The following is a 10,923-nucleotide window of genomic DNA, read 5'->3' on the forward strand; positions in this document are numbered from 1 at the left end:
GCAGGTCCCAGCCGGTGCCGGGGCCTTTCGTCGCTGTGGCGGCATCCAGCACGGCGCGGGCCTGGCCGTAGGACAACCTGGCCAGGCCGGTGTCGGGGCAGATGTCCCGGTCGGCGGCGGCCTTGCCGGGGCCCGGTCGGCGGTGGGTGACGAACAGCGGTCCGCGGGTGCGGCCCTTGGTGAGGCGTGGCAGAAGCCGGGCGGTGCCCGCGTCCCAGTACACGAGCTCGTGCGCGTACTCGTGGTGGGTGGCACCGCGGCGGCGGGTGCGGGGCTTGGCGCCCTTGGACTTCACCGGGCAGCACCGCCCGGCCAGGTCGAGGTCTTCGATGTTGACCTGGAGCAGTTCCTCGGTGCGGGCGCAGGTTTCGTAGAGCATCCGCCACAGCGTCTTCTCCCGCAGGTCGATGTCGCGGCGGGTGATGAGCCGGTCGATCGCGGTGCGCGAGCGCACCGGGGTGGCCGAGTCCGGCGGGGTGGAGCGTTTCACCCACGCGGGGACCGCCGGGGCGAGGTGTCCGTGCTCGCGGCACCACGCCAGCCAAGACGCGACCGCGGCGCGGCGGGCGTTCCAGGTGTTGACCGCCGCCTCGCCCCACAAAGTTTCCAGGGTTTCGCCGATCTCGTCGTCGGCGACATTGGCCAGCGGCCGGGCCTCGCCGAGCCTGGCGGTGGTCTTATCGACGGCGATGGCGTAGGAGCGGCGGGTGTTCGGGGAGCGGATCGAGTCGAGGAAGCCGTCGCCGGCGGCGCGGACGGTGATCCCGGACGACAACATTGTGACCTCCCTGGCCTGCTTGCCACAGATAACAGGGCCGCTTCGCGCACCGCCGGAGCGGAGTCGTCGCAGGCCGGGTTTCATGGTGCCACAGATAACAGGGTGTTATCCGTGGCACGCCCGGGTGCGGTCAGCTGTGCAGCAGGTGCCCGAAAATGGTGGTGCCGAGGTGGTGGGCGTCGGGGAGTTCGACGATAACGCCGCCGATGCCGGGGTGGGTGTCTGCCCAGCCCTGGGCGCTGGCGCGGTCGGTGAAGAAGTTGAGGTAGTGGCAGCAGGTGTCGGCGGACGGGCCTGGGCCGGCCTGTGCGCCGACGAAGACGACCGTGGTGGCCGGGTCGGCGGTGACGTGCCCGCCGTCAACGGTGACCGTGATCGGGTCGGCGGTCACCGGGTCGGCGGAGGTGATCGTCACCGGCGTGTCGAGCATCGCGGCCATACCGAGCGCGTCGACCGCGCACATGGCCGAAACCGTGGCTCCACCAGCGATCCGGACTCGATGCGGCGTCGGTGTGGCCGAGAATGGATACGCCGCCGCGATGCTCCCGGTCGCGTCGAGGCGGACGATGTCGGCGTCGTGCAGGCGGCGCAGTAGCTGCTCGACCGGCACGTCGGGCCCGGCGGCCATCTCGGTCAGATCGTCACCGGTCGGCGCCTGCCCATCGGTGGCGAAGGCACGCAGGATCGCCTGGTGCACAGCCTTTTCGGTGGGGTCTGCCGGTTGCGCGGCGGCGCGCCAGGCGCGGAGCACTGTTGCCGGAGATTCGGCGGCGGGTGGGGTGCAGCATGAGGATGCGGTGTCGTCCCCGAGTGCCGCGGTGCCGTCCGGGACGAGCCGCAACGCGGCGCGCAACGCGGCGACCGAGGGTGCGCCGTCGAGCCGCCCGGTGTCGGAGGGGTAGAGGCGGCACGACAGGCTCGGGACCTGGCCCGGCGTTGCGAACGGGTCGCAGCCGTCGACCAGCAGGGTGGGTGATCCGGTCATACCCGCGGTGGCGGCCCGGCCGGGATCGTCAATCACACGGCGGGTGATCTCGAGCTGCACCGGCTGGCCGGCGGTCGCCTGCCGGATGCGCTGTTCGAGTACCGCCACGTTGGGGCAGTCGGGGACCTGGAGGATTTCCAGTTTCACGGGTGGTCTCCTTCGTGCAGCGAGGTCAGGATCGGACAGGACCGGCGGTTGCGGGGCAGCTCGCACGTCGCGATCAACTCTGCCAGCGAGCCGCGCATGCGCTGCAGGTCCGCGATACGCCGTTCCAGCTCGGCAACCCTCGACTCGGCCAGTGCGCGGGCGGTGTCGCAGTCGTCGGGGCCGCCGTCGGCCAGCCGCAGCAGTTCGGCGACCTCGTCGAGGGTGAACCCCAGCTCCTGGGATCGTTTGACGAACCTGACCACCGCGACCGCCTCGTCGGGGTAGCTGCGGTAGCCTGCCGGGGACCGCGCCGGTCGCGCGAGCAGACCACGGCGCTCGTAATAGCGCAGGGTCTGCGCGTTGATCCCCGCCCTGGCTGCCAGCTCACCGGTCCGCATGCACACATTCTCAACCCTGTACCCGAGTACAGGGTCAAGGCCGCGCAGCCGCCGGATCCTCTCGGCTGGGTGTCTCTCGGTTTCCCCCGGGTCAGAACAGGGTGTCGCGCACGCGCAGCGGCCGGTACCCGGTGGGGCCGAGCTGGGCGAGTTCGGCGTCGATGTCGACCTCGATGGCGCCGAAGAAGTTGATGTTCTCGCTGTGGGCCGGGGAGATGTGCGTCAGCACCTCGTCGTCGATGCGCCGCCCGGCCCGCCGCATCTGTTCGGCCGCCAGCCCGTAATACTCTGTGGTCCAGGCGATGACGGCGTTGGTCGCCAACGTGAGGCACCATGCCTGTTCGGTCTGTCCCTCCAGGTGCCTCGCGCGCACGGTTCCTTCATGCGCGTAGAGCAGGTCGCGGCGGAGCGCGTGCAGGGATTCGCCCTTGTTGAGCTGGCGGGAGATCTTGCGTCGATAGCCCGGGTCGGACAGATACCGGGCGGCGTAGATCGTGCGCCGCAGCGCCCCGTACTCCTTGAGCGCCGCCGCGAGGGCGTTCTGCCGGCCCGACGCCGACAGCTTGCCGACCAGCAGCGACGCGGTGGCGTGCCCGAACTTCAGCGACCCGGCCAGCCGGAGCAGGTCGTCGTAGTGCTCGGCGATCAGATCGAGATTGCACCGCCGGGTCAAAAGCGGGCCCGCGTGCGGGAACGCGGACTCGACCTGGGCTCGCGGCGCCGCCCGGTACAGGGTGATCCGGCCCCCAGAACCGGGGGCATCCTTTTCGAAACTGAAACACTTCATAGTCGCTACCTTGGTGGAACTCTTCACGCCGAAACGGAGCGCACCTGCCATGTTCAACAATCCGACAGCACGCAATCGCACCGTCGCCGCCCTCGCGGCCATCGCTGCGGCGACCATCATGACCACCGCCTCCGCCGGTGCCGAAGGGCAAACCCCCGCCCCGGGTGCTGCAACCCCGCACGTCATCACCGCAGATCCCGGCACCCCCGGGATCTACAAGGACATACTCGCCTGCACCGTGGAGCCGGGCAGTGGCAGCAGCACAGGCAGCACGGGCTTGTGCGGTCCCCGGCCGGTGACTCGCCCGCGATGAAGGCCGAGGCTCAGGACTGAGCGGGCGGGATGTCCTCTGGCCGGGGGAGCCTGATGCGGCCCTGAGCGCGAGGCCGGTGCCGCCGCCGACGATCCCTGTGCTGCAGGGCCTGCCTGAACGCAGCGACAGCTGCACAACGGTCGGGCGGAAGGTGACCGACACCGCGGATCTCCACGCCCGCTGGGCGAGGTCAGCCGGTGGGGGCTGTCTCCGATCGGAAGAAATGTCGATCGGTGCAGCGTCGCCGGATGGGCCGGGTGCTTGACCGCGCCCGGCGACGCTGCCGGTATCCGAACACCACACCTGCGCCGAGCCAGGGCGGCCGAAGGGCAGGCAGGTGTGGCGAAGACATTCAACCAGCTACCGGGCTTGCGACCATCCACGGCACTGCTCATGGACACGCCCTGGGATGCCGGGGCGTGTTCGGCCCGCGCTCCTATCGTGTGGCTTCATGTCGAACGAACGCGTCTACCTGACCCCCGAAGCCGCCGCGTCCTTGCCGCACACGCTCCCGCTCCAGTGGGACAGCAACCGCCCAACGATCTGCCACGTCGATGTCGACGCCGCGGTCCCGCAGGACAACGGCTGGCTCAGGATCGTCCTGTCCCAGAACGAGGGCAACCAGTTCGTCCTCAGCCTGCCGCCGACCGCGGTTGCCGCGGTCGTCTGGGTTCAGGGAGCCATGTTCCCGACCTTCTGACCGAGCCGTCCCCGCTCCGGGGCACGCCTCCGCGTGTCGGAGGTGGCAAAGACTTCGATTACTACGCGGCGGTTATCGTGTTCGCGTACACCTGTCACTGGCCTCCGGCCAGGCACTCTGCCACAGAGGAGCCTGGCCCGAGACCGGTAGTAGAGGCGAACTGCCGACCTTTTCATTACGAGTGATGCAGACGTTTTCGGCACCCGGTTCGACCGGACCAACGACGCCCTTTCGCTTACAAGGCGAGTAGTTCGGATGGTCGGGGTCGCTGGAGCGCGGGGATAAATCCTGTATCGGACCGCACAGGGGTGTAGCGGCTCGGTAGGCAGGCTCTTGTTGGTGGCGCTGTTGCTGCTGGCCTCTGGCCGGGCGAGATCCTTCTGCTGAGGAGCCCGGATGTCCCGGCACTGCGCGAACTGTCACTTTTCTCGTCGGATCGGTCGCTGCACCCCACCTGTCTACGGTGCCCGCTCATGTCCGATAACGACCGAACACCAGCACCTTCCGGTGATCCCGAGCCTTCTGACGCCAGCCCGGCGAACCCTCATGGCAGGTGGAGGCAGAGGCTGCGCCGAGCGGGACGCGTTGTGATCACCACAGGCACCTTCATCGAGCGCATCGAGACGGTTGTGCGTCTCATCGACCTGTTGAGCGGCCTGCTGAGCTGAGTCCCAAGCCTCTAGGCTGAGACCTGGGATGCGTTCGGTCGGCGTCGAATACCGGGCCGGGCCTGCGTTGGAGCCTCCGGGCGTCGGATCAGGAGTCCGATTGCCTGCGCTGGAGATGGTGGCGGCGGTGTGCCGGTTATTGGCGGCAGACCCAGCTGTGGGGGTTGTCGGTGTCGAGGGCGAGCGCGTGGCCTAGACGGTTGTTGACGCAGAAGGCGTCGGTGTCGAGGAAAAGGCTGGAGAGCAGGCCGCCGCCGGGCAGTTTGGAGGGTTGTTCGCAGCGCCAGGAGTAGGCGTTGCCGGGTGCGATCAGGATGGGGTGGCCGGCGTAGGCGTGGGGGGTTTCGGGGTATTGGGTTGCGCATTGGGCGTGCAAGTCCAGTGGCACGTCGGCGGCGGCCGCGGTGGGGCAGCCGAGAAAAGCTGTGCAGAGGGCGGCCGCGGCGACGGTACCTAAGACGGTCAGGATCTTTGTTCTCGGACGGCTCTCGGACATGTCTGCACTCTCCGTTGCATTGATGAATGTATTACGGTATTGCATGAATGATCTGCTGGGGAGGGGTCGGGCGTTACGAAGACCGCCGACAGGCATGTGACCCGCCACTACTATGGCGCGGTGGTCGAGATGAACACTGCCAAGCTGAAGACGCTGGCACTGAAAGTCCTTGAGATAGTGAGTCTCCCGGACACAGTGACTCATGAATCCATCGATGTGGCGGTGTTGAGCACCGCGATGGAGACCGCACGCTTGAATGCCGGGATGGAGAAGGAGTCGGGCGGGAACCTGCCGGATTGGCCTCTCCTGCTGGGCGGGCACGTGGCGTTCATGATGCTTCGCCGAGGCAATGAGATCGTCTTGGACCCGGCGCTGGAGCTGCGGGATCCCCGATTGGTCGCTCTGGGATTGACCTACATCGAGGGCGCGGCGCTGATCTTGGCCACCCTGGTCGTGGAAACGGCCGCGGGGCCGAACTCGGCGACGATGGAGCCGACCACTCACCCGGCCGCGACCCGGGACTTCCACTGCCTGGCGGAAGTGATTCCCCACGACGACTACAGCGCCCAGACCGCGGTGCCCGCGCTGGTCGATGTCCTGCGCCGTTTCACGATTCCCGAAGCGTCTGTGCCGGACCCGTTCTCCCTGCAGAGCATCCTTCCGCCGGGCCGGATCAAGAACAAGGTGGCCCTGCTCGAGCGGCGCATCAACGGCCTGAGCCTGCCGACAAGGCTCGCCTTCACCGCCGGTCTGGCGATCGCGGGGATTGTCGCTGGCTATCTTGCGGGAAGTTCGCACGGCCCGACCGAGAACCCGGACATCGTCACCGCGACCGAGATCGCGCTCCCACCGGGGTTCCCGGAAACCTATGTCGGGCCGGCGGTGCCGAATGTGGTGGCCCGTGTGCTCGTCCACGAAAGCGAGCAGCAGCCCCATCCCCGCATGCAGTCGGTCGCCGGAGACCTTCCCGACGACGCGTTCGTGACCGGGGTCGATCACCGGCTGAGAGCCGAGATCCACTTGGGCTGGCGTGATCCCGCCCTGGGCACCGATCAGAACATCGAGCTGGCGTTGGGGCTCGATGCGGGACTGACGATCACGCCCGGCACGACGATGCTCGTCAACGACGCCAACGCCGCCCCCGGCATCGGCGCCCTGCAGCTGGCCACGACCTACACCCCCGTCGCGATGGACGAAGAAGGCGAGATCGTCTACCAGTTCGAGCTCGCCGTCAGCTCCGATCCCGCCCTGTTCTTCTGCGGCTACAATCTGCGCCCGATCAACGTTCTGGTCCGGGACGGCAACAGCCCGGTCCTGGTGACGGCCATGCCGGTCTATGTGCTCAAGAGCTGCCCCTGATCGTGAGTATCCCGCCCTCACGATCGTCTCCGTGTCCCCCGTGGCGAGGCTCCTAGCGAGTCGACCGCTGACGGGACCCCGCCGCGACGGCGGCCTGCCTGGACTCCGAGCTCAATTCATCGAGCGCGGCCTCGGCCGCCTCGAACTCCGCCCGCAGCTCGGCCTTGAGCACATCGACATTGCTCTCCGAACTGCGCAGCATCTCCGAGATCGTCGCGCGCAGCAGCTGGGACTCGGTCATCCGCCGCGCCCGCGCGATCGCAGCGAAATGCCGCGCTGTCTCCTCGTCGACGCGGACCTGCAAGGTCTTGGTCTTCCCGGCCGGTTTGCTCTTCCCTTCGCCGCGCATGGCGTCATCCCTTCGTCGAGTCGCCGCGATCACTCGCAAGTGGTCATACGTCCATTATGGCCTACAACCTGCCTGAATATGTACACCCGAGCCGCTTGTCTCATCAACAGCAAAGCATCTTGATAGACACACTTGACGTATATTTGTAATACAAATATGTTGTAGTTCACGGTCGCGCACCGGCGACCGGAACGACGGCGGAACCACACCTCGACCTCCGCCAGAAGGAAGGTAGCCAGCAATGACCAGCGCCATCCGTAAGGCCAGCATCACCGTCGTGAGCACGGCGGCGATCCTGCTCAGCGGCACCACCGCCGCCATCGCCGCACCGACCACCCCCACCGCTCCGGCGGTGTCGCAGGTGGTCGGCGAACCGCTCGGCGCCACGCAGGAGGCGGCCGCGGAGACCGTCGCCGCCCCGGCGCTCGCCAACCTGCGGCCGGAAGTGACTCCGGTGAAGCGGAACTGGGCGGCCGACACGGCCATATTCGCCGGATGCCTCGGCGGCTTCGGCTTCGTCGCCGCCCCGATCGTCGCCGGCTTCATGTTCGGCGGCCCCGGCGGCGCGGTTGCGGCCGCCAAGGCATGGATCCCGCGCCTGGGCCCGGTCGGCGGCGGCATCCTCAAGTGGTGCATGGCCTCGGTCCTGGGGATCCGCATGTAGCCTGGCCCCACACGCAACCGCCCCGCTTCCGTCTCGGAAGCGGGGCGGTTTTCGTCGTGAAGGCTGGCCGTATGCAGTCTCACCAGGTGGGGGTCGGCTTCGTCGTCGACAGTTACCACGTCGTGCCCGAGCCCGTGCTCACCATCGCCGTGAGTTAGAACAACGGGAGAGACAAGAGGTTGTCGTCCCACTTACCGTTGGCATGGGTCCTCAGGTACGGCTCTTTTCCGGCTTCGCGTACCACTCCGACTTCCACGCGGGAGTGCGGGCCTTGTACGAAGGCTCTGTTGCCATCGTCCAGCCACTCCACCGCTTGCGGCTTGGTCATGAAACCTGTCTCCCCATCGTGCTCTTGGCGCCACTTCACGTGGGTGATGTGCTCGTTTCTGGTCCCCCCGGGCGACATACGCCGATGAGTGAACAAAACCGCCACCTTCTACTCCTTTGCTCCACACAGGTTCCCGACTGCCCTGTCATAGCAGTTACGTCTGACAACAATGGACACGCTGCTAACTGCGAGCCGACCGCGACCACGCCAGGGGCGGACTGTGCTCCGGTCCGACGATGCCGGTGTGGTGATTGCCGAGTGGGGTGATGCCGACGAGGTGACGGCGCGTGCGGGTGGTGGGGCGCCGCAGGAAGGGGTTCAGGCTGCGTCGTCTCGGCGGTCCGGCAGCGGTGCGCCTCCGCGCGAACTTCTCCCGCCCGAGTCGCTCGGCATTGGCCTTTCCGCGTCCGGCGCCCGGACTCCCATGCTTCTTCCTCCTGTTGATCGGATACGGGCGGGTCTCCACCGCCGAGCAGAACCGCGACCACCAGATCGACGCCCTGCACCGCGCCGGCGTCGCCACCGGCTGTCTGCGGGGCGGATTTGGGACACCGGGCGCCGCGCGATGCCATCGGAGACTGTTGCCTGATAACTATGAGCCCCTATCTGGTTCGGTTGCTGAGTCGTCGCCAGCAGATGAGGGCTGCGGCGAGGTCGAGGAATCCGTGGTGGATGTCGGTACGGCGTTCCCATCGGACGGCCAGGCGACGGAATTGGTGGAGCAGGGCGAGGGTTTGTTCGACGATCCAGCGTCCCGCGGTGACCTTGTCGCGGGTTCCTCGTCGTGGGATGTGGCCGGTGATGCGACGTTGCCGCAGTTCCTCGTAGACGCGGGGGTAGTCGTAGCCCTTGTCCGCGATCAGGGTCTTGATGCGGTGGCGCGGCGGGCCGGAGCGTCCGCGCAGTGGTTGGACGCGGTCGAGGAGTTCGGGCAGCAGTAGGTGGTCGTTGACGTTGGCCGCGGAGAGCGTCACTGCGAGCGGGAACCCGTTGGCGCAGGTCAGGATGTGGTGCTTCGAGCCGGTCTTGGCGCGGTCGACCGGGGACGGGCCGGTCGCGGCGCCCCCTTTTTCGCTCGGATGTGGGAGCCGTCGACCATGACCCGGTCGAAATCGATCAGTCCGGCCGCGTGGGAGCGGGCCAGCATCTGCTGGTGCATCTTCTCGAACACGCCGGCGTCCTGCCAGTCGCGTAGCCGGCGCCAGCAGGTCATCCCGGATCCGAACCCGAGTTCCTGGGGTAGGTCTTCCCACCCGATACCGGTGAACAACACGAACAAGATGCCCTGCAATACCAGCCGTGGGTCCATCTGTGCAGGTCCCGGTGTCCCCGCAGGTTTCACCGGTAGTAGCGGCTCGATAACCGCCCACAACTCGTCGTCCACGATCCAGGGTGCCGCCACGACGAAACATGCTGCACGACAACTCTGTTCGCCGCCACCCAGCAGATCCTGTTAGGAACTCCAAGAAACAGCTCACCGACCTCGAATCGGTGGACGTGGGCTCGGCGGAATTCGAGACCCGCCTCGCCGCGTTGCGCCAGGCCGTCCTCACCCACGCCGAGCACGAGGAGACCGAGGAATTCAACCGGCTGCGCGCCGAGATCGACGGCGAGGAATTGCGGCGTCTGCGCAGCACCGTGGAACTGGCCGAGGCGATGGCGCCGACCCGGCCCCACCCGGGCGTGGAATCGGCCAAGGCCAATGTGCTGGCCGGGCCGTTCGCGGCCATGATGGACCGGGCCAAGGATCTGATCAGCAAGCCGCGCTGACGGCATCGGGTGCGCGCCGGGTGGCGCAGCCGGCGACCGGCGCGGTCCGGCCGAGTTGGTTGCGAGCAGTCACATCGGTTCGCCGAGCGCCGTCGCGATCAGATCCTCGCGGTCCCCGTAGAGGTGCGCGACGCCGAGCCGGGTCAACAGAGTGTGGACCTGCTCGGCGTTCCACTGCGCCTTCTGCTTCTCGAGACGGTGCAGGTAGTAGCGGAACACATCGAAGTCTTCGATGATGATGTCGGTCTTCTCCGGGTGGGCCCGGGCATCCAGTGCCGGAACGTTCTGCCCGGGTAGCAGCATCACCACGACCAGGCCGTACACGAAACATCTCCGACGACCAGACCGGGCTACCCAGTCCTTCATCGCCAGGGCGTTGGTGCGGACCTGGCTGAGGGGATCGTGGTCGTGGGTATTGCCATAGATGTCGGCGATCCGGCCGCCATCCATCAACCAGGGCCCGTTCGGCGGAACAACCACCGTGCCGTGCTGCGGACTGCGAAAGCCTTTGATCTCCAACGCGATGCACCGCTGCCTGGTCCAGACCAGTGCGTCGAGCTGTCGGCTGCGTCCGCGATGAGGGACGCTGACGTTGAGCACGGCCACGCCGGGTTGAGCCGGGCTCCACCGGACCCACTCGGCGAACCGCTTTTCGGCGGACGACAACTCCGATTCGCGGTTGACCAGCAGCAGCACAGTGACCTCCCCCGATCGACCTGCCCGAACTGGTCGGGCCGGTCTTGCTCACCGACATCGCCATCAGTGTGGCACGGTGCGCATGCCACCGTAAGTGGTTCGCGCACAATACGTTACAAGAACACATGGCAAGACTCGGGGGTGGTGTTCGTCCGCCGCGGCTCCCGTCCGGGTGGGCCCGCACCGCGTGCCACCTGGTTCGGACAGACGAATGGGACCAGCCCGACGCACGGGAAGGGTGCGGGCGGGTCCGAGCTTCGATTCGTGCTGCCGGACAACCACTTCGGGTGATCCGGGAGGGGCCTGAGGTGGAGCGGAGTCAGCCCTGGGGTGGGTTCTCCGCCCGCACCGGCTGCGGAATCGTTGATGTCAGGCCGACAACGGCATCCGACACCACGAGGACGACATCATGGTCACCAATCGAATCCGCCGCCACACCTTCGCAATCGCCTGCGCCGCAAGCCTCGCGGCACTCGGGACCGGGG

13 protein-coding genes and 1 pseudogene are annotated in these 10,923 nt (G+C 67.4%); 5 read left to right on the forward strand and 9 right to left on the reverse strand.

Annotated elements, in window-relative coordinates; all coding sequences use genetic code 11:
- The 4 genes and pseudogenes from QH283_RS20715 to QH283_RS20730 form a co-directional block, all read right to left on the reverse strand.
- Positions 1–778, reverse strand: a 778-nt coding sequence (locus QH283_RS20715) for a site-specific integrase (protein ID WP_280504642.1), incomplete at its 3' end; no start/stop codon positions are given.
- 130 nt (positions 779–908) lie between these two features.
- Entirely contained in the window at positions 909–1,910 is a 1,002-nt protein-coding gene (locus tag QH283_RS20720) for an alkylmercury lyase family protein (RefSeq protein WP_006438313.1), read from the reverse strand.
- Positions 1,907–2,308 (reverse strand): MerR family transcriptional regulator, encoded by a 402-nt coding sequence (locus QH283_RS20725; RefSeq protein ID WP_006438312.1) that lies wholly within the window; start codon positions 2,306–2,308, stop codon positions 1,907–1,909. The genes QH283_RS20720 and QH283_RS20725 overlap by 4 nt, the downstream gene beginning before the upstream one ends.
- Positions 2,309–2,399: 91 nt before the next feature.
- Positions 2,400–3,053, reverse strand: a pseudogene (locus tag QH283_RS20730) (Tn3 family transposase); the annotation flags it as partial.
- Between the two features lie 52 nt (positions 3,054–3,105).
- Between QH283_RS20730 and QH283_RS20735 the strand changes: the two are divergent.
- Positions 3,106–3,408: a hypothetical protein gene (locus tag QH283_RS20735; protein ID WP_127516425.1), complete on the forward strand. Its 303-nt coding sequence runs from the start codon at positions 3,106–3,108 to the stop codon at positions 3,406–3,408.
- A gap of 451 nt (positions 3,409–3,859) precedes the next feature.
- The gene (locus QH283_RS20740) at positions 3,860–4,108 is read left to right on the forward strand and encodes a hypothetical protein (protein ID WP_041561594.1); all 249 of its coding nucleotides are present in this window, start codon (positions 3,860–3,862) and stop codon (positions 4,106–4,108) included.
- An 804-nt stretch (positions 4,109–4,912) separates the two neighbouring features.
- Here the strand turns inward: QH283_RS20740 and QH283_RS20745 are convergent.
- Positions 4,913–5,272: a hypothetical protein gene (locus QH283_RS20745; RefSeq protein WP_011212423.1), complete on the reverse strand. Its 360-nt coding sequence runs from the start codon at positions 5,270–5,272 to the stop codon at positions 4,913–4,915.
- Between the two features lie 129 nt (positions 5,273–5,401).
- On the opposite strand from QH283_RS20745, the gene QH283_RS20750 reads away from it, so the two are divergent.
- Positions 5,402–6,631 (forward strand): hypothetical protein, encoded by a 1,230-nt coding sequence (locus QH283_RS20750; protein WP_228822196.1) that lies wholly within the window; start codon positions 5,402–5,404, stop codon positions 6,629–6,631.
- A 52-nt stretch (positions 6,632–6,683) separates the two neighbouring features.
- On the opposite strand, the gene QH283_RS20755 is transcribed toward QH283_RS20750, so the two are convergent.
- Positions 6,684–6,980 carry a hypothetical protein gene (locus QH283_RS20755; RefSeq protein WP_041561591.1) on the reverse strand — a complete coding sequence of 99 codons (297 nt, stop codon included), beginning with the start codon at positions 6,978–6,980 and terminating at the stop codon, positions 6,684–6,686.
- A gap of 241 nt (positions 6,981–7,221) precedes the next feature.
- Between QH283_RS20755 and QH283_RS20760 the strand changes: the two genes are divergently transcribed.
- Entirely contained in the window at positions 7,222–7,644 is a 423-nt protein-coding gene (locus QH283_RS20760; RefSeq protein WP_280504643.1) for a hypothetical protein, read from the forward strand.
- 154 nt (positions 7,645–7,798) lie between these two features.
- Here the strand turns inward: QH283_RS20760 and QH283_RS30365 are convergent, their stop codons facing one another.
- Together QH283_RS30365 and QH283_RS20765 are read right to left on the reverse strand one after the other, a co-directional pair.
- Complete coding sequence (locus tag QH283_RS30365; RefSeq protein WP_050768389.1) at positions 7,799–8,050, reverse strand: DUF3892 domain-containing protein; 252 nt, start codon at positions 8,048–8,050, stop codon at positions 7,799–7,801.
- 524 nt (positions 8,051–8,574) lie between these two features.
- A protein-coding gene (locus QH283_RS20765; RefSeq protein WP_280504644.1) for an IS5 family transposase occupies positions 8,575–9,374 on the reverse strand; the annotation gives its coding sequence in 2 pieces (ribosomal slippage) (positions 8,575–9,029 and positions 9,029–9,374; 801 coding nt in all).
- Between the two features lie 8 nt (positions 9,375–9,382).
- Between QH283_RS20765 and QH283_RS20770 the strand changes: the two genes are divergently transcribed.
- Positions 9,383–9,742 (forward strand): hypothetical protein, encoded by a 360-nt coding sequence (locus QH283_RS20770; protein WP_280504645.1) that lies wholly within the window; start codon positions 9,383–9,385, stop codon positions 9,740–9,742.
- A gap of 69 nt (positions 9,743–9,811) precedes the next feature.
- Here the strand turns inward: QH283_RS20770 and QH283_RS20775 are convergent, their stop codons facing one another.
- Positions 9,812–10,438, reverse strand: coding sequence for a nuclease-related domain-containing protein (locus tag QH283_RS20775; protein ID WP_280504646.1), 627 nt, complete (start codon positions 10,436–10,438; stop codon positions 9,812–9,814).
- Between the last annotated feature and the right edge of the window lie 485 nt (positions 10,439–10,923).

This window comes from Nocardia farcinica, assembly GCF_029867845.1.
GTDB lineage: Bacteria > Actinomycetota > Actinomycetes > Mycobacteriales > Mycobacteriaceae > Nocardia > Nocardia farcinica_A.

Coding starts and splice junctions, on each gene's coding strand:
- QH283_RS20740 (WP_041561594.1), top strand. CDS start 3,860: ATGTCGAACGAACGCGTCTACCTGACCCCCGAAGCCGCCGCGTCCTTG.
- QH283_RS20770 (WP_280504645.1), top strand. CDS start 9,383: ATGCTGCACGACAACTCTGTTCGCCGCCACCCAGCAGATCCTGTTAGG.
- QH283_RS20760 (WP_280504643.1), top strand. CDS start 7,222: ATGACCAGCGCCATCCGTAAGGCCAGCATCACCGTCGTGAGCACGGCG.
- QH283_RS20750 (WP_228822196.1), top strand. CDS start 5,402: ATGAACACTGCCAAGCTGAAGACGCTGGCACTGAAAGTCCTTGAGATA.
- QH283_RS30365 (WP_050768389.1), bottom strand. CDS start 8,050: ATGTCGCCCGGGGGGACCAGAAACGAGCACATCACCCACGTGAAGTGG.
- QH283_RS20745 (WP_011212423.1), bottom strand. CDS start 5,272: ATGTCCGAGAGCCGTCCGAGAACAAAGATCCTGACCGTCTTAGGTACC.
- QH283_RS20755 (WP_041561591.1), bottom strand. CDS start 6,980: ATGCGCGGCGAAGGGAAGAGCAAACCGGCCGGGAAGACCAAGACCTTG.
- QH283_RS20725 (WP_006438312.1), bottom strand. CDS start 2,308: ATGCGGACCGGTGAGCTGGCAGCCAGGGCGGGGATCAACGCGCAGACC.